The 17,954-nt window shown below is 62.8% G+C and carries 16 protein-coding genes; 7 read left to right on the forward strand and 9 right to left on the reverse strand.

Going from position 1 to position 17,954, the window contains the following annotated elements; translation table 11 throughout:
- Window positions 1-8: 8 nt before the first annotated feature.
- Genes M729_RS0103775 through M729_RS0103790 form a run of 4 tightly spaced genes read left to right on the forward strand, consistent with a single transcriptional unit; the run spans window position 9 to window position 5,113 of the window.
- On the forward strand, window positions 9-1,178 hold the full coding sequence (locus M729_RS0103775) for an acyltransferase (RefSeq protein WP_024501681.1): 1,170 nt from the start codon (window positions 9-11) through the stop codon (window positions 1,176-1,178).
- Window positions 1,175-2,281 (forward strand): glycosyltransferase family A protein, encoded by a 1,107-nt coding sequence (locus M729_RS0103780; RefSeq protein ID WP_027160791.1) that lies wholly within the window; start codon window positions 1,175-1,177, stop codon window positions 2,279-2,281. The genes M729_RS0103775 and M729_RS0103780 overlap by 4 nt, the downstream gene beginning before the upstream one ends.
- 3 nt (window positions 2,282-2,284) lie before the next feature.
- Window positions 2,285-3,319, forward strand: a complete 1,035-nt coding sequence (locus tag M729_RS0103785) for a glycosyltransferase (RefSeq protein WP_027160792.1) — start codon at window positions 2,285-2,287, stop codon at window positions 3,317-3,319.
- 9 nt (window positions 3,320-3,328) lie between these two features.
- On the forward strand, window positions 3,329-5,113 hold the full coding sequence (locus tag M729_RS0103790) for an ABC transporter ATP-binding protein (protein WP_027160793.1): 1,785 nt from the start codon (window positions 3,329-3,331) through the stop codon (window positions 5,111-5,113).
- 281 nt (window positions 5,114-5,394) lie between these two features.
- Here the strand turns inward: M729_RS0103790 and M729_RS0103795 are convergent, their stop codons facing one another.
- The 4 genes from M729_RS0103795 to minC all read right to left on the reverse strand — a co-directional run bounded on the left by M729_RS0103795 (window position 5,395) and on the right by minC (window position 9,208).
- Complete coding sequence (locus tag M729_RS0103795) at window positions 5,395-6,861, reverse strand: hypothetical protein (protein WP_027160794.1); 1,467 nt, start codon at window positions 6,859-6,861, stop codon at window positions 5,395-5,397.
- A gap of 371 nt (window positions 6,862-7,232) precedes the next feature.
- A complete protein-coding gene (gene minE / locus M729_RS0103800; RefSeq protein ID WP_024501686.1) occupies window positions 7,233-7,505 on the reverse strand; it encodes a cell division topological specificity factor MinE in 273 nt (90 codons plus the stop codon).
- Window positions 7,502-8,317, reverse strand: coding sequence for a septum site-determining protein MinD (minD, locus tag M729_RS0103805; RefSeq protein ID WP_027160795.1), 816 nt, complete (start codon window positions 8,315-8,317; stop codon window positions 7,502-7,504). Before minD ends, minE begins: the two co-directional genes overlap by 4 nt.
- Window positions 8,318-8,392: 75 nt before the next feature.
- Window positions 8,393-9,208, reverse strand: coding sequence for a septum site-determining protein MinC (gene minC / locus M729_RS0103810; protein WP_027160796.1), 816 nt, complete (start codon window positions 9,206-9,208; stop codon window positions 8,393-8,395).
- A 268-nt stretch (window positions 9,209-9,476) separates the two neighbouring features.
- Here minC and M729_RS0103815 point away from each other — a divergent pair, with 268 nt between their 5' ends.
- Window positions 9,477-13,823 carry a hypothetical protein gene (locus tag M729_RS0103815; protein WP_027160797.1) on the forward strand — a complete coding sequence of 1,449 codons (4,347 nt, stop codon included), beginning with the start codon at window positions 9,477-9,479 and terminating at the stop codon, window positions 13,821-13,823.
- Between the two features lie 17 nt (window positions 13,824-13,840).
- Here the strand turns inward: M729_RS0103815 and M729_RS1000000139830 are convergent, their stop codons facing one another.
- A complete protein-coding gene (locus M729_RS1000000139830; RefSeq protein WP_050596171.1) occupies window positions 13,841-14,194 on the reverse strand; it encodes a hypothetical protein in 354 nt (117 codons plus the stop codon).
- A 142-nt stretch (window positions 14,195-14,336) separates the two neighbouring features.
- On the opposite strand from M729_RS1000000139830, the gene M729_RS0103825 reads away from it, so the two are divergent.
- Both M729_RS0103825 and M729_RS0103830 read left to right on the forward strand, forming a co-directional pair.
- Complete coding sequence (locus M729_RS0103825) at window positions 14,337-14,756, forward strand: VOC family protein (protein ID WP_027160798.1); 420 nt, start codon at window positions 14,337-14,339, stop codon at window positions 14,754-14,756.
- A 126-nt stretch (window positions 14,757-14,882) separates the two neighbouring features.
- Window positions 14,883-15,833, forward strand: coding sequence for an EamA family transporter (locus M729_RS0103830; protein ID WP_027160799.1), 951 nt, complete (start codon window positions 14,883-14,885; stop codon window positions 15,831-15,833).
- Between the two features lie 83 nt (window positions 15,834-15,916).
- On the opposite strand, the gene M729_RS1000000138260 is transcribed toward M729_RS0103830, so the two are convergent.
- The 4 genes from M729_RS1000000138260 to M729_RS1000000138265 form a co-directional block, all read right to left on the reverse strand.
- Window positions 15,917-16,066: a hypothetical protein gene (locus tag M729_RS1000000138260; RefSeq protein WP_086081318.1), complete on the reverse strand. Its 150-nt coding sequence runs from the start codon at window positions 16,064-16,066 to the stop codon at window positions 15,917-15,919.
- A gap of 631 nt (window positions 16,067-16,697) precedes the next feature.
- Window positions 16,698-17,045: a DUF2934 domain-containing protein gene (locus M729_RS0103840; protein WP_027160800.1), complete on the reverse strand. Its 348-nt coding sequence runs from the start codon at window positions 17,043-17,045 to the stop codon at window positions 16,698-16,700.
- 97 nt (window positions 17,046-17,142) lie between these two features.
- Window positions 17,143-17,751 carry a BA14K family protein gene (locus M729_RS0103845; protein WP_027160801.1) on the reverse strand — a complete coding sequence of 203 codons (609 nt, stop codon included), beginning with the start codon at window positions 17,749-17,751 and terminating at the stop codon, window positions 17,143-17,145.
- A gap of 39 nt (window positions 17,752-17,790) precedes the next feature.
- Complete coding sequence (locus tag M729_RS1000000138265; RefSeq protein WP_156949267.1) at window positions 17,791-17,937, reverse strand: hypothetical protein; 147 nt, start codon at window positions 17,935-17,937, stop codon at window positions 17,791-17,793.
- Window positions 17,938-17,954: the final 17 nt, after the last annotated feature.

Here is a 17,954-nt window from a genome sequence, read left to right on the forward strand (position 1 = left end):
TGCCGCTGATGGGAAGCGCACGCGACATCCAACTGGATGCGTTGAGAGCCATCGCCGTGACGATGGTGTTGTATTCCCATTTCTTCGCCGCTGGAGGATCTTCATTCTGGGGCCATATCGGCGTGCGGCTGTTCTTCGTGCTGAGCGGCTTCCTGATCACGCGCCTGCTCCTGGAAGCGCGTTCGGCCGCCGAATTCGAGACCGGCCCCGCGCTGCGATCCTTCTATATCAGGCGGGGCTTGCGGATATTTCCGCCCTATTTCGCCGTGCTGGGTTTCGTCTGGCTGGTCGACCTGGACCAATCCAGGGGATCGCTGGTTTGGCATGCGCTTTACCTGTCGAATTTCTGGTATGCGCTGCGCAATGACTGGAACCCTTGGGTGCTGTGCCATTTCTGGAGCCTGAGCATCGAGGAGCAGTTCTATCTTGCCTGGCCGCTGGTCGTCCTGCTGGCCCCGCGCCGCCGCTTCGAACAGATCTGCATCGGCGTCATCGCACTGTCGCTGGCCTATCGCTTTTACTGGCCGCTCACCGCCAACACGACGCTGGCGCGCGACCTGCTGCCGCCGGCATCCATGGATGCGCTGGCGACGGGCGCGCTGCTTGCCTGCTGGCGATCCAGGGGCGCGGCCCTGCCGCACTGGATGCGGCTCAGCTGGCCTGCCTTCGCGGCCGCATTCCTTGTCATCGAGTGGTTTGTGCCTGCGCCCGCCGATCCGATGCTCGAATGGACCCATTGGCTGGTGCGGCAAGTCCTGCCGCTGGTGCCGCTGATGGTCATCGTCGCAGCCTGTTCGCGCGGCCTTGGCGGCACTTTGGGAAAGCTTGCCGAACTGCCGCCGCTGCTTGGCCTCGGCCGCATCAGCTACGGCGTCTATCTCTATCATCCGATATTGCTGTCGCTCGCCGTCAAGGCGCAACCCTGGATTCCGCTCAACGTCTCGGAGCAAGGGCCAGGGCGTTTCCTGGTTGCGAGCGCCGCCACGATTGTCGCGGCCTCGATTTCCTGGGTGGTTTTCGAGAGGCCGCTCAACAGCCTGAAGCGCCACTTCCCCTATGTCGCGCGCACCCGCTCCGCACAGGGCAGCCATGGCGGCTGGCTCGCGACGGCGGCTGGCGGATCGCCCGATGGCCGCACACCGGCGCTCGAACTCCAGCGCACGGATGCAAGACGATGACTGCCGCACCGCTCGTCTCCGTCCTGTTGCCGGTCTACAATGCCGGTCCCTATCTCGCCACCGCGCTGGGAAGCATCCTGCGGCAGGATCACAGTCGCCTGGAGATCATCGCGATCGATGACGGTTCGACCGACAATTCGCTCGAGATACTCGAGCGATGCCAAAAGGCCGACAGCCGCATTTCGATCATCTCGCGCGAAAACCGCGGCCTTGTCGCGACGCTCAACGAAGGGCTGGCGATCGCCCGGGGCGAACTGGTCGCGCGGATGGACGCCGATGACGTCGCCTATCCCTGGCGTTTGTCGCGCCAGGTGGCGCTGTTCGAGCGGCGGCCCGAACTGGGCTTCTGCGGCGCCGGCGTCGACATGTTGATCCGCGGCCGCATCGCCAGGGGCAGGCCCGATCCGGTCTTCCAGTTCGGCCGCATCCCCGTATTGGCGATGTTCTTCACGATCTTCATGCACCCGACGGTCGTCTACAACAGGAAGGTCATCGACGACAGCGTCCTGCACTATGACCAGGCCTACCGGCATGCCGAGGATTTCGATCTTTTCAGGCGGCTGGCCGGCCGTTACCCGGCAGCCATGATGCCTGAAAACCTGGTCGTCTACCGCGTCCATGAGGCAAGCGTGACCAGCCGGCACGTCAAGGAGATGCGCAGGACGCATTTGCAGATCGTGGCTGAGAACCTCGAGCGCGAGGGCCTGGCGCAGGCCACGCGGGACCTGCGCGACATTGGCGATGCGGTCAGCCACGGCACCGTCGCCCGTGCGGCCGACTTCATCGTCGCGCTGGAGGAGGAGATCCGCTCGCTGTCGGCGGCGACGCGGCCGAGCTTCGAGGCCGGCGCGCTGAACCTGTTCTATTTCCTCTACCAGCTCGTCGCCGACGAAAAGCAGCCCGCGCTGACGCATGAATTGCTGACGCGGACCGCGAAATGGAACGTCATCCGGCGCCGCGAACAATATGCCCTGCGGCCCGGCGCCTGGGCGCCCTGGCTCAGCCGCGCCTCGCTGTCGGCCGCCAGGCAAGCCGATGCCATGGCATACTTCTTCAAATCCGCGCCCGCCGCGGCGGTTCTGGCACCTTATCAGGCGGGCTGAGGCATGATCGTCAAAGCCAACCAACCCCTGCAGCGCGATCGTTCGACGGCGCTTGGCCCCGCCCCGGCCGGTCCCCGCCCGGAACGAGCGGCGCCGGAAGTCAGCTTCATCATCTGCACGCGCAACCGGGTCGCCGTGCTCGATGCCTGCATCAAGTCGGTGCAAGCCGCATGCCGCGCACATGCCGGCTTCGCCGCCGAACTCGTGGTCGTCGACAACGGTTCGAGCGACCGCACGGCCGAACGCCTGGCCAGCATCGCGGCTGCGTCGGACATTCCGTTCACGCCCGTTTGCGAGCCGCGCCCCGGATTGGCGGCTGCGCGCAACGCCGGGCTGAGGCGCGCGCGCGGCCGTGTGCTGGTCTTCGTCGACGACGACTGCGCGCTCCATCGCGACTATCTGCGCGATCTGGAGCGACACTATGCGTCCGGGGAACAATGGCTCATCCGGGGCGGCCGTGTCGAGCTTGGCGATGCCAGGGATTTGCCGTTCACCATCAAGCGGTCGTGGGCGCGCGAGCGCCTGACGCCAGATGTTCATCCCGGCGGTTTCGTGCTGGGCTGCAACATGACGATGCACCGCGATGTAGCGGCCCGCATCGGCTATTTCGACGAACGCTTCGGCGCCGGCGGACCATTGCGGTCGGCCGAGGATACCGATTACCTCGTGCGCGCGATGCTGCTCGGGATCGCGGTCGAGTATGTGCCTGACATGACGATTTTCCACCATCACGGCCGGCGGGATCGCAAAGCCATCGAAAAGCTGCATCGCGACTACAGCCTGGGCAATGGCGGGCTCTGCCTGAAGCATGTTCGCCACGCGCCCTGGCTGCTTCGCCATTTCTACTGGGCCGCAAGAGGGGCTTTCCGGGAACTGGCGGGAGGACCCGCCTTCGATCGTGAACTCAACCTGCCGCACTGGCCGATCGTCGCCATGAATTTGCTCGGCGCGGCCAGGTTCGCGGTTCTCCTGCTGGTCAGACGGCCGCGGGCCGAACCGGTGCGGCAAGATCAACAAGCCAATGCCCAGACGAGGTGAAACGCTGTAATGCCAATGCTGCCGCCAAACCTGCCGATGCTGTTCCGGGCGTTCGGAAAGCGGCAACTGCGCCTGCTTCCGGCGGTAGTGGTTCTCGGCCTGGTCAGCGCCGTCCTCGAAGGGTTCGGCATCGGCCTGATCATCCCGTTGCTGGGCATCATCATGGGACACGGGGATGCCGCCGGAATGGCAGGCTTCTCCGCCGTCCTCCAGCACGTCGGATCGGGCTTGAGCGAGCGCGACCGGCTGATCGTCATTTCGGCCGCCATCCTCGGCTCGATCATCCTGAAGAACGTCTTCGCCTTCGCCAACACGCTGCTGACGACCTTCATCTCCGGCAAGGCAAGCCATTCCATCCGCAGCGCCCTGTCGGAGCAGCTGTTGCGGGTCGGCTACCCCTTCTTCCTGCGGCAGAATCCCGGACGCCTGCTCAACATCATCTCCAACGAATCCTGGCGGGCTTCCGATGCGATCCAGATCATGCTGTCGGCCATCGTCAGCGCATCGGCCGCCATCATCCTCCTGGCTTTCCTGCTGCTGCTTTCGTGGCGCATGACGCTTTTGGTCACGCTCGGACTGGCGCTCGTCCAGATCGCGCACGCCATCCTCTCAGCCAATCTGAAGGAGCCAAGCCGCAGCGTCGCCTCGCGCAACGGCCACCTCGCCTCGCAGATGCTTCACCTTGTGCATGCCGGACGGCTGATCCGCATCTTCGGACAGGAGAACCGGGAAAAAGCGATATTCGACACGGCGTCGGATGCGGTTCGCCGCGCCTCCTTCGCGCTGCTGGTGCGCCAGGGAGCGCTGCCGCCGCTGACGGAGGTTCTCCACGCCATGCTGTTCCTGGCGGTGGTGATCGGCGCTTGGCTGGCGCAGGTGAGTTTCCCGCTGATCATCGCCTTCGTCATCCTGCTCTACAGGCTGCAGCCGCATATGCGGGCCCTGCAGGGATCGTGGAGCCAGCTGCAAGGCCTGAGCGGATCGCTTGAGGAGGTGACTTGGCTGCTGGATCCCGCCGGCAAGCCGCAACCGCCGCAAGGCGACGGGCCATTCCACGGCCTGGGCCAGGGCATCAAGTTCGACGATGTGACATTCACCTACTCCGGCACGGACCGGCGCGAGGTGGTGCTGCATGCGGCGGCATTCGAGATCCGCGGTGGCCGCTCGACGGCGCTGATCGGCCGCTCGGGCGCCGGCAAGACGACGATCGTCAATCTCCTGTGCCGCTTCGTCGAACCGGACACCGGCAGCATCCTCGTCGATGGATCGCCGCTCGACCGGATCGACGCCAGCCAGTGGCGCCGGCACATCGCCCTGGCCAGCCAGGAACTGGAACTGGTCGACGGCAGCATTTTTGAAAACATAACCTACGGCCAGGATGCCGCGACAGCCAGCGATGCCGAGGCCGCCGCAAGACTGGCCGAAGCGCATGAATTCATCGAAAGGCTGCCTCAGGGCTACGACACCCTGGTTGGCTACAGGGGCGTCAATCTGTCGGCGGGACAGAGGCAGCGCATCGCCTTGGCGAGAGCCCTGGTGCGCGATCCCGATCTCCTCATCCTGGACGAGGCCACCAATGCCGTGGACGGGCTGTCGGAAGCGGCCATCGTCGAGACCCTGAAGTCGAGAGCCGGCCGCCGCACGACCATCGTCATCAGCCATCACCACAGCACCATCTCGTTCTGCGACGACGTGGTCATCCTGAGCGGCGGCCGCGTGAAAAAACAGGCCCCTTTCGGCGCCCTGGCCTCGCTCAGCATGGACGAGCTTTACCAGCACGAACCGCTCGACTGAGAAGGCGCCGGGCCGGCCCGCGATCGTTTCCGGGTGTGTTTGCAGCCTCCGGCCGGCGGGTCGTCGCAAGGGTTCGAATCAGAAGCCAGGGGAATTGCCGCTGGCACCTTCCGTGATCGCACCAATGCCGTGCGGGACCGAGGCGCGCTACCTTGTCTGTGCGGCGGACCTGTCGATCCGCCTGGCCGGTGCCCCATTGGGCTTACTCTCCGGGTGAGGTGCCGGCCTCCCATGCACAAACAAAGACCTGGTAGCCTGAACCCCTTCAGGCGCGACACGCTTCAGGTGACGGCGCCGACATTCCTGCGCATGCGCCGTCTGCCCGTCGTCCGTGCTTTCTTCGCCATCGCCCCGGCCATCTCGACCACGCCGTCCTCGCGCGGCCTGCCATTGGTGGCCTTGTGGAGCCGCTCATAGGGCAGCAGTTCCTTGATCCGGGCATTGAGCGAGGCGATTTCGGCCTTGAGATCCTCGCACTCCTGCCTCTGCACGTCGAACTGTATCTGTTCGGACGCTTGTTGCAGCGTCAGCTGAGAAAGGTTGGCGTTCACCTTGGAAAGACTCATCTTGTCGCTTTCGCTCTCCTGGCTCAGCGCGGATAATCTTTCATCGGCGATCTTCTTTTCGGCCAGGGCATCGTTCAGTTCGCTCTTGAGCCTGGCGATCTCGCCCGCGGCTTCGCCGTTTTCGCTCGACACTTGCTCAAGCCGCGATTGCAGGTTCTGGATCTCCGAGCTCAACCCGCGCATTTCCGCCTGGCTGCGAGCCAGCTCGGCTTCCTTGTCGCCTTCCATCATGTGGGCCGCTTCGGTCGTTTCCGACAGTTTCGCCTGTGCCGCCTCGAGCGACTTCTGCAGCCGCATCTCCTCTTTCTCGCTCTTGCCGAGCGCCGCCAGCAGCTCCGCCAGCCGCGCTGCTTCGGTGGCATGGACCGCCGACAGCTCGTCGAGCCTGTGGCGCGCCTGCGATTCCCGCTTCAGCGCCTTGTCGAGTTCGATCGACAGGTTGACGTGCTTTTCGCGCAGCATCTTGCTTTCGCGCAAGCGCCTGTTGGCCTCGACCGTCCTGGCGGTCAGCCGCTTGGCGATGTCGCCGAACTCCGCCTCGCGTTTTGCGCTCGCATTGGCTGTCTCGACGAGTTCCAGCCTGACCGCGGCAAGTGCCGCACGAAGCGTCTCCCGGTCCTGGACCAGGCTTGTCTCGCGCTGCTGCAGCGCTTCGAAAGCGCCGTCACGCTCGCGCAGCTTTCGCGTCGCGTCGTGCAGCTTCTCCGACAGAGCCCTCTGTTCGGCGGCCAGGGAGGCATTGGCGACCTCCAGCTCGTTGGCGCGCAGGATGTCGCTGTGCAGGATGTTGAGGAATTCGCGCGTCAGATGGTGTGAGGTACCGATCTCCGACAGCTTGTCGTTGATCTCCTCCAGATAGTCCCTGGCGTCGTGGAAGAGCCCCTCGAAGGCGCTCAATGCAGCCAGCCGGGTCTGTGTATGGGCGGTCAGTCTTGGCGCGGTTTCGGAACTGTCGGCAGCGCCCGCATTCTCGGCATTCCCGGCATTGTCGTCATTTGCCGCATCGGCCTGGGGTGGCCCGTCATCGGGTGCCGCCCGGGCATCCGGCACATCGTCGCTCTCTGGCGGCGCCAGGTCGTCGGCGTCGAGACTTGCATCCAGCGCGTCCGCCAAATCGATCTGCAGGTCCTGGATTGCTTTATCCACGTCTTCAGCACGCTTGATCAGGCCTCTGAAGTTCATCACCAAACTCCCCTTACGCATACCTCGCTTAGAACTTAACAAATTGCTAATATATCCTTACATCCGCTGCTTGCGCAGGGGAAGCCCCGTCGGCACAAAGGTAAATTTGGGACATTTTAGGGGTTTGGACGGCGCGAGCGATGCGGTGCGAGGGTGCGATGCCGGTTCTGCCGGCGGGACAGCGCCCCCCTCTGTCCTGCCGGACATCTCCCCCCACATGGGGGGAGATTGGACGTCATGCGGGCTTTCGCCAATCGCCAACGTTGCAAGAAGAACTGAAGCGCAGAAATTGCCAATCTCCCCACTTGTGGGGGAGATGTCCGGCAGGACAGAGGGGGGCGCGAAGGATCGCGGCTCCCCCTAACTTGCCCTCACCCCGCCATGGCCAGCGGCACGGCGCTCTTGTTGGGGATCTGGATGTCGATTTCCAGCGTCGACATGGTCTCGCCGCGGTCCATCGAGACCTGCAGATAGTCCTGGTCGATCTGCACATGCTTGGCGATGACGGCCATGATCTCCTCGCGCAGGATGGAGACGAGGTCGGGCTGGCTGCGGTTGCGGCGCTCATAGGCGAGCAGCACTTGCAGCCGCTCGCGCGCCACCGGGGCGCTGGAGCGCCGCTTGAAGATGTCGAGCAGGTTCATGCCGCCCTCCTTCCCAAAAGACGATCGAGGAAGCCCTTGCGCTCGAAGGGCACGATGACGGGCAATTCCTCGCCCTCCAGCCGCCTGGCAGCGTCGATATAGGCCTTGGCAGCGGAATTGAGCGGCTCCGACAGCGTCACCGGCGAACCGAGGTTGGAGGCGCGCAGCACATCCTGGCTTTCCGGAATGATGCCGAGCAGCGGCACCGACAGGATTTCCAGCACGTCGTCGATCGACAGCATCTCGCCGCGCGAGGCGCGGGCGGCATCGTAGCGCGTCACAAGCACATGCTTGGCGATCTGCTCGCCCTGCTCGGCCTTCATAGTACGGGCGTCGAGCAGGCCGATGATGCGATCGGAATCGCGCACCGACGACACTTCCGGATTGGTGACGATGACCGCCTCGTCGGCAAAGCGCATGGCGAGTTGCGCGCCGCGCTCGATGCCGGCCGGGCTGTCGCAGAACACGTAGTCGAACACCGAGCGCAGCTTGTCGATGACTTCGCCGACGCCCTCCTCGGTCAACGCATCCTTGTCGCGCGTCTGCGAGGCCGGCAGCAGGAACAACGTCTCGACCCGCTTGTCTCGGATCAGCGCCTGCGACAGCTTGGCCTGGCCCTGGATGACGTTGACGAGGTCGAACACCACGCGGCGCTCGGCACCCATGATCAGGTCGAGGTTGCGCAGGCCGACGTCGAAATCGACAAGCGCCACCTTCTTGCCGGTCTTGGCCACGGCCGCACCAAGGGCCGCCGTCGAGGTCGTCTTGCCGACGCCCCCCTTGCCCGAGGTGACCACCACTACCTTGCCCATTGAAAAGCCTCCGTTGTTGTTCATTTGTTGTTCTTGGCCGGGCGGCTCTCGGCCGCCCCAATATCAAATCGAATGTCAGCTCAGCGTCGAAACCCGCAAAGCGTCGCCGTCGAGAAACGCCTGCACCGGCTTGCCGCGCGAAACGCCTTCCATCTCCTCGGCGGTGACGTACCAGCCGTCGACGGCCAAAAGCTCCGCCTCGTTCTTGCGGCAGAAGATGCGCGCGCCTCTGTTGCCCAGCGCACCCGCCGAAGCGCGCCCGCGCAGCGTGCCGTAGACATGGATCGAGCCCGCCGCGATGATCTCCGACCCGGACGCGACCGAGCCGAGCACGATGACATCGCCATGCGGATGCACGATCGCCTGGCCCGAGCGGATCGGCGCCTTGATCATCAGCGTGCCCGAAGCTTCCGCCTGCGGCTCGCTTTCGCCGATCTTGCTTGCGCCAGCCTTGCCCTCGCCGGCCTCGCCCGCCTTGCCTTGATCTTCGCGACCCGCGCGGCCTTCAACCGCCTTGCCGTCGGCTTTGTCCGAAACCTCCGCCCTCGCCTTGCGGGGCAGCAGGCCATCCGTCGTCGCCTCCTTGGCGCCGACCAGCACCGGCGGCAGTTCGGCGCCGAGCAAAGCCCCTTCGAGCTCGATGGCATAGATGCGGATGCCGCGATGGCCAAGCACGCCGACCAGCGATTCGATCGCGGCGACATCGGGCTTCAAGGTGTTGAGATCAAGCACCACCGGGCGGCCGGCAAAATAACCGGGCGAGTTGCCGATCCAGTGGTCTAGCCCCTCAAGCCACACATCCAAAGGCGCCTCTGGAGTCAATGTGAAAGCGACGAAAGAGCGGGCACGAAAACGAATGGATTTGGCCTCGAGGGGGGCGGCAAAGGTCACGGCTGGCGAATCCTTACTGAGAGGTAAACGCTAGCGAGGGAATGGTTAACGAATGGTTAATGGGAGGGGTGGGCGGCTCCTGACATGCACTTCGGAGTTCACCTCTGCGGTAGCAGCTAATGCCAGGAGGACGAGTGCAACCGAAAGCGATGCCTGAGGGCTGTTCGCGTTGCAGACTTAGCTGCCAGCTGCCCGTTGGAGGGAGATAAAAATGTACAGTAGACATTGCCGCTCTGATTCGGGGCGCTTATCAAAGTACTGTCGCTCGATGGCCAGCAAGAATAGAGACGACTTCAGCGAAAAGACAAAGCTTCAGATCGCAAAGCGCGCGGGCTGGCAGTGCTCGTTTCCGACGTGCCGTGCACCGACGGTCGGCGCAACATCTGATGGTGAAGGTGAAATTAACATCGGAACGGCGGCACACATTTGCGCGGCCGCCCCTGGTGGTCCTCGCTATAACGAGAAGATGTTGCCGGAGGAGCGCTCCTCCGCGAAGAACGGCATCTGGATGTGCCGTGATCACGGCAAGGCTATCGACTCGACCGACCCGGAATTCACGGTCGAGCGGCTGCGCGAATGGAAGAGGCAGGCGGAAATCGAATCGTGGCGACGCGTGCTGCGCAATGATGTGCATCGTGGGCCAACAATCGCGGAAGACGTGCAGTTGGCGCAGCGTGTTCGAGCCGCTGCAGAAGGCGATCTGGAGGTCTTCAGGCGAACTGTAAAGTGGCCGCCCACCGCCGTTGCTCTCATGTTGAAGGTAGACGGATTTGAAGAGCCAGTGACCACCAGTGCGCTTGCCGGGGCGGTAGTATCTCTGGATGATTTGATCCTCGTCGCAGGCCCAGGTATGGGCAAGACTACAACGCTCTTCCAGATTGCCGAAGGCGTGCTGGCTAGCGGCAACGGCACACCCATAGTCCTGCCACTAGCCGATTGGGCGACGGAGGGCGCGACCCTTCTGGATTCGATTCTGAAACGCCCAGCGTTCTATGGAATCTCGGAGAATGATTTCCGCAAGGCCGCTGGCCAGCCCGGCGTCATTCTGCTGCTCGACGGCTGGAATGAGCTGGACGCACAAGCGCGAACCCGCACACGCGTCCAGGTCGCTAGGCTGAAGGCAGAATTACCCGAGCTCGGCCTAGTGGTATCTACACGCAGGCAAGCACTGGACATTCCTTTCGAAGGAGCACGTGTCGATCTCCTACCGCTCAACGAAGGCCAGCAGATTCAGATCGCGGCCATAATACGCGGCGACGCAGGCGTGAAGATGGTGGATCAGGCGTGGCGCACGACGGGCCTGCGCGAGCTTGTGACAGTGCCCCTCTACCTGGCGGCGCTGTTATCGCTCCCTGAAGGCGGACCGTTCCCGACGACCAAGGAAGAAGTTCTACGGCACTTTGTGTTGGCGCATGAAAAGGAAGTCAGCCGAGCGGAAGCGCTGCACGCTGCGGTGCATGGGTTCCAGCACGACTATCTCGACGGTCTCGCCGTCTTGGCCACGCGCACGGGGAATACGTCCATCACCGAAACTAACGCGCGGCGATCGATCTTCGAGACAGAAACGCTACTCGCTGACAACGGACAGATCACTATCAAGCCGCAGCCGGAAGCCGTGCTCAATGTGCTCGTCAGTAGTCACGTATTAATGCGCGCGGGCGATATGCCCGGCTATTCGTTCCAGCACCAGCAGTTTCAGGAGTGGTACGCCTCTCATTCGGTCGAGCGTCGGATAATCGCCGAGGTCGAAGCATGCCAGGTGCTGAAGGCGGAAGTTTTCAATCTGCCCATGTGGGAGGAGGCCATTCTTTTCGCAGTCGAGCGCTTGGCGCGCGGCGGCATGTGTCAGCGGGCTGCATGTGGCAAGGCGATTATTGCAGCATATGAGGTCGATCCTCTCCTCGCCGCGGAGATGATTTTCCGTTCCACAGAAGAAGTATGGGCGCAGATCGCGGCAACCATTGAAACACTGGTGGAGCGCTGGCATGCGCCCGGCAAAGTTGATCGCGCCTTTCGCTTTATGCTCACATCGGGCCGCCCAGAATTCCTCAATGCGATCTGGCCAGTTATTACCGACGAAGACGAGCAAATCAGTCTCCAGGCTCTACGCAATTGCAGACGATTCAGACCGTCAGTCCTTGGAAATGACGCCGAGAAGAAGATTCGGGCGTTGTCCCCGAAGGTGCGATCGGTGCTGCTGCATGAAATAGCGTCGCACAGCGGCTTAGATGGCCTCGATCTTGCAGCCACGATTGCTAAGAATGACTCTGATCCTGAGGTGCAAGCCTCAGTCATCAATGCGATGTCATTTCGGCGCGCGGACCGCCATGTAGTCGAAGTATTGCGAGAAGCGGGTGACGAGACTTTCGACCTGATCGTGAGCAAAGGCCTTATCGATGAGGTTAGAGACGAAGAGGTTGGGAAGCGACTTGCGGCGGCAGAAGAGCGGCAGAAGACGGAAGAAGTGTCGGACGCAGATCGGTTGCGTGCGATTGTGTACGCGCGAGGCACTGAGGACCACAGCGCTGAGTTGACCCATATCATCAGCACGATGAAAATCGAGCAACGGCGAGATGCCAAAGAGCAACTTATCTATGAGGTACGCAATCGCTATCCGCGAGCGGTTGCTGACGGTCTTCTTGCTCGTGTGTGGGCGGGCCGCACATTGTTCTACGGCGCGGACGATATTCTGGCATCAGCCGGACTCGTTCTGGAGGACAATACTCTTGCTCAATTGGCGCTCGCCAATCCAGTCCGCCACGACGATCGCGCGGAAGCAGCGGCGTCGGTACTTGGGCCGGCGGGCGCCGGTTACCTGGTTGACGCCCTACTCGACGTGGAATCTCTCCTACGCGCAGATGGCAGATACGACAATGCAGCGGGCGAGCTCTACCGAGGACTCGAAACCCGGATCGCGCATATGCCGGGCTCAAGCCTAGTTGCCGCCATCCTGACGCGTGCGTCGCAGGCAGACAACGAACGAATAGAACTGTTTGCCAACCTCCTCTCCCGCCATCCAAGCGGTGAATCCGACCGCGGGAGACCATTCCACGCAGAATCCATTCTAATCATACAAGGCTTGGTCGAAGACTGGGGCAACCGACTGCTTGCTTCCGACAACGCCAAACGCAGACAAAAGCGCAGCATCGCGACACTTGCGGGCCATGTGCCGTCGGTCAGTCTGCTGCCCCTTCTGAAGCGGTTGCTTGACGACAATATCGAGCGCTACAGAGCATTCCGGAAGGAAGCGGAGGCCGTTAGATGGCGGCGGAGCGAAGCGGTGGACGAAGCCCGCTGGCCAATGACACATGAATATCAGCGCGCTTTCCTGGCAATCAAAACGCCAGAGACAGCCGCCATGATGCATGGGTATCTCGCGGACGAGCATTTCGGCGCGCTTGCCGCACAGGTGCTTGCCGTTCAATGGAGAACTGGGAATGAACCACCGAAAGAAAAGCGCTTTCTTGGTGGTGTCGACTTCTCGCGTGTAAAGGAGAGACGAGCGGGCCGTACCATCGACCCTGATGAGACTTCGGTGGAAGCAGAAGCTATATTCGCTGCAATCGAACCGCTGATTGCGGAAGACGCCACGCGCCAGCAGAAAATGCTCGCCGTCGAACTTGGTATAGTCGCCTCACCGCTGCCGCACGGACGGCGCGATGGTATCATCCAGAAACTCATCGCGCTCGCGCCGAGGCGAGTACGTGCCGACTTGCTCCTTGGCCTTGTCCTTTCCGGCAAAGAAATCGACATTAGAGTGGTGGCCAATGGAATTGCTGAGACCTTGGACGCGGCGAAGGCAGAAGCGTGGATACTCACAGAGGGTGGGGGCTACGAACTAAAAGCATGGTTGCGCTTGTTGCCCTTCGTGGACCGACCCGCAGAAGCGATCGCCATTTTGCGCGGCATGCATCCCGCCCAACGTGGGCCACACTTCTTGTCGGAAATGGTTGAAGCTATTGTTTCTGCTCCGTCGCACGAAAGCGAAGAGTTGTTATTCAAACTCGCAGAAGATGATCCGGATTTCTATAAGGACCGTCACTGGCTGACGACCGCCACGCGACTCGGTTCTCTGTCATCTGCACATCGTCTTATTGACTTAGCCGGTAATGGCGTTTTCAACGGTGAGGGCGGTTGGTCTCTAGCGAGAGAACTAGCCAACCTGATTGTCGTGCACCCTGAGCTAAGGGACCATACATACAACTTGCTGACGGGTAGCCCAACGTCTCGTGGCTCCGCATTGCTCGCTAGTGTAGTTGCCGAGAACCCTGGTGAAGGAGGACTGTTGTTGCTAGCTAGGCTCGAAATTGACCACAAGCGGTCTTTTCTCGGTCGGCGAACAATTGAGAAGGCCATCACCGAGCATGTGCCTTCGGAGTCATGGGAGGGTGCTTACAGCGTGGTGCCGATCCCTGCAGTCGAATTGCGCCGCAGCTTGCTCTCGATGACCACCGATGGCGGCACTTCGGACGTGGCTGCACAGCTGTTGCGTCAGATCGACATGGTCAGAGATGAATACGGACTGCCGGAAGCCGAGCCGCGCCACCCTGATCTTGCGTCCGGGAGACCTTGGCCGTTATTGACCGCGAACTGCAACGCGACTGCTGAAAGCTAACCCCTGCCTTATGCAGCTTAACCCATAGGGCGCGGTCGACTGCACCTCGCACTATGCTTCTTCTCGCGGATAGCGAACGTCCCCCAAATTCCGCTGCTTTTTCCGCCTCTCGGTTTCCGGATCACCTCGCTCTCCCTGGTTCGCCTGGCCTTGAGGTCCCGCGCTGCCTGCTCCATCGCCCACTCGGTAACCGCCCGGCCGTCGACCAGCGCCTGCGCCTCGTCGCCCGATAGGCCGGCCGCCAGCGCTTCGACCTCCAGAATGTCGGAACTGGCGATCTCGCTGGTTTCCGGCAGTGCGTCATCAGCCGTCAGTGTGGCTTCCCTCTCGATCTCCACCGCGGCCCAGTGGCACTCGCGAAAAGCGGACACCCGATACCAACGCAAACGCGTGCCTCGGCGCCACTGCGCCGGTGATAAAAAAAACTTGAGATGCGGTGTCGGATCTACGCGCAGTCAACCGTCTTAAAGCAGGCGCCACTCGCTGGCACCTCGACAACCAAAGGAACAATCGATGAGCAAGAAGATTTTCGTGAGCCTGCCGGTGACCGACGTGAAGGCATCCAAGGCGTTCTATGAATCGCTCGGGTTCAAGAACAATCCTAGCTTTACCAGCGAGGCGGCCGCGGGGATGGTGTGGAGCGAAAACATCAATTTCATGCTGCTCAGCCGTGAAAAATGGCGGACAATGACCACGCGCCCCATCCCGCCATCAACGTCCAGCGAGGTCATGCTGGCGCTGTCGCTCGACAGCCGCGAGGCGGTCGATGCGATGGCCACGGCTGCCGCCGCGAACGGTGGCACCGCCGACATCAATCCAATCGAAGATCATGGGTTCATGTATACCCGCGACCTCGCTGATCCCGATGGCCATGCCGTGGGCGCGATGTGGATGGACGTTTCCGCAATGCCTTCCGGCGACAAGGCGGACTGACATCGTTACTCCATCGAGGACATAGGCCGCCGAGCTCGGATTCCCCACCCCTTCAAAACGCATGCACGCCCCAACGACACAGGCTATATTCCCCCGTCTGGCCGAAATCATCGAAGGGGACATGGCATGCAGGCAATGCCGATAGCGCATCAAGCCGCGCAACCCGTGCGCCCCATATCCTCCCTGGCCGGCTATCCGGCCGCCGTCCTGTGCTGGCTGCTTTCGGCCGGTGTCTACATCGCGGCCAAATGGGTGGCGCCTGAAATGCCGCCCTGGGGGCTCTGCTTCTGGCGGCTGACGCTTGCCTGCGCCATCCTGCTGCCGATCGTGCACCGTCATCACGAGGCGATGATCGGGCTGTTGCGAACGCGCGCCGTGGAGGTCGTCGCCGTGGGGGCGATCGGCCTCACGCTGTGCCAGGGCATGATCTACCATGGCCTCAACCACACCGACGCCACCACGGCCGGCATCATCATGGCGCTGTCGCCTGTCATGACGATGGTGCTCGCCCGTTTCGTGCTTGGCGAGCCGCTCGGGCTGTGGAAGTCGCTTGGCGCGCTGGTTGCGCTTGCCGGGATGATTTTCATCGTTGCCCACGGCAATTTGACGGCGCTGCTGCAGCTCAAGCTCAACGCCGGCGAGCTGTGGATCGTCGGCAGCGCGTTCTGCTGGGGCCTCTACACCGTGCTTTTGCGCCGTGCCAAATTCGGCATCGAGCTCCTGCCGATGGTCGTGCTGCTGCTCGGCGCCGGTGCGCTGGTCGCCTTGCCTTTCCATTTGTGGGAATTGTTCAACGACGAACGCTCCGCCATGAACGTCCACAGCCTTCTCGCGCTCGCCTATCTGGCAGGTCCCGGCGGCGCCCTGATGTACTACCTCTACAACAAAAGCGTGCAAACGCTGGGTGCTAGCCGGGCAAGCATGCTGCTCTACCTGCAGACGGTGTTCGTGGCCGTGCTCGCCTATCTGCTGCTCGGCGAAGGCTTGCACGATTACGACCTGGTCGGCGCGGCCTTCATCGTCGCCGGCATCGTCCTTGCCACCGTGGTCAGGCCAGCTCAACCACGCGTGGCGTAGACATCTTGCGGGTGACGGCTGTATTCAGCGCCGGCCGCATTGGCGTTTGGCGGGTCACCATCGCGACAGCCAGAGGCCCCCTCTCAATGCCGCTTGAAATACTGCACCTCCTTCTCGTGCTTCTCCGCCGCCTCGCGCGTGTCGAACGTTCCGAGGTTGCGCCGCTTGCCGGTCTTGTCGTCCTTCTTGCGCGAATACAGCCGGTATTTGCCGTCCTTGAGTTTTCGGATCATCTCGCTCTCCCTGGCTAGGATTGGCCCTGATCAAGGTTTCCGCTTGCCGGGCGGCCCGGCCTGCCGACCAGCGCCTGCGCCTTGTCGCCATGCTCATTCCCCGGTTGTGTCAGGGCTCAACGCCGTTCCGATCCAAATGATCCACCCGTTCGAAGGCGGCACTCTACGGCGCCCCCCTCTGGTCTGCCGGCCATCTCCCCCACAAGTGGGGAGATTGGCAGCTTTGGCGTCGGCGCTTTCTGGCAACGTCGAAATTCGGCGAGCGCCGGCCAAAACGCAAAAACCCGCCTGGGCGGCGGGTCGCTGGCGCAAATCAGCACCATAGGCACAAATGTAGCATAGCTGCCCTCACCCCGTCAAGAAAAAATTCCTATCCATCGACGCAAGCTGCCTGCCGGCGGCCACCAAGGCCAGCGGCGCAATTGCGGCGGAGGGGACATTCCAACGCAGTAAATTCAGATCCAACTTGACGGAACATTAGCCAAAGCTAATTGTTAGTGGATGCGGCAGGTGGTGCCCTCCATCGCCGGCCGAAGATCGGCCCTCCGATCGGCCCGCGTCCTCCGCCAGAGGCGCGGGCTTTTCGTGCCGATCAGCCGTCGCAGCCTAGCCGGCATTTTTCGTCCTGCGACTATTTCGCCAGTCCCTCATCGGGGTTTCGCCGCCCTTTGGCCTTGAGGCTGCGCGCGGCTTGCTCGACCGCGGCGCGGTCGTTGCCCAAGCGGTCGAGCAGTTCCTGTGCCTCGTCGCCGGAGATGCCGGTGCGCACCGCCAGCGCCTCGACCTCCAGCACGTCGGAGCTGGCGATCTCGCCGGTTTCAGGCAGCGCGTCGCCCGCCGTCAGCGGCAGGGCTCCCTCGCGGTCGATCTCGGCCTCGGCCTGGTGCCAGTGCCGCTCGGGGTCGCCCTGCATGCGGCCTTCCCGTTCCCAGATCTGGTAGGCGCGCTCACGAATTCTGTCGTCCCGGTCGTCGCTCATGGTCAGTCCTCCTTCGGGTCAGGGTTGAACGTCGCGCCAATGCGGACGCTCCGGAAAATCCGCGCGATCGGATCGCCATGCCGGCGGCGCGCGGGCTCTACTGGCATTGCCGTCTCGGGCCGCCGGAATAGGGCTGGTAGGAGTTCTCTTCCGGGCGGTAGGAGCGGTAACGGCTGAAGCAGGAATCGACATGGTCGGCCGAAAGCGCTTCGCCGTCATCGTCGGCAAGGTAGACGCCAAGGCCAGCGCCGTTTTCCCCGCCGTCGCCGGCAGCCGGCTGGCCGGCCTGACCGGCGGCTTCGAGATAGGGCGAGATGCAGGGGCGCAGCTGCCCGCTGTAGGAAAGATAGCTGTTGTCGTCCGGATGGTAGGAGCGATAGCGGCTGGCGCACCAGGCGAGATGCGGAGACGGCAATTCCGCCGCCTTGGGCGCGATGGCGCCGGTGACCGTCGGGTCGGGGGGTGTTTCCTGCGGTTTGGCGGGGATGTCGGGCGGCGCCGGCTGGGCGGCCGGCAGGCGTTCGAGGCCCTGCCCGGCTTTGTTCACCGGCCGCGCCTTCTTGGTCCACAGCTCCGCCACGCTGACGGTGGCCGTTGCCTGGCGTGGCGGCTTTGCGGCAAGCAGCCAGGCGGCGAAGCCCAGTCCGCTGCCGAAGACCGCAAGGGTCAGCACGAAGCCGCAGACCAGTCCCAAAACCGCTTTCACGACACGCTCCTTCAGTCCCTGCTCATAGAATGCGGGGCCTCAAGGCTGGTTCCAGAAAAACGCCGGCGCGCGCGCCGGCGTTGCCGCCGGGCGCAGCCGCCAAGGGAGGCTCAAAACCCCGCCCAGACACAGTTCAGAAACAATATTCAACAGTTCGGAAAAACTGCCGAAAAGATCGGATGGCATAAGCATCCCACAACAAC

The sequence above is a fragment of the Mesorhizobium sp. WSM1293 genome (genome assembly GCF_000513875.1).
Classification (GTDB): Bacteria; Pseudomonadota; Alphaproteobacteria; order Rhizobiales; family Rhizobiaceae; genus Mesorhizobium; species Mesorhizobium ciceri.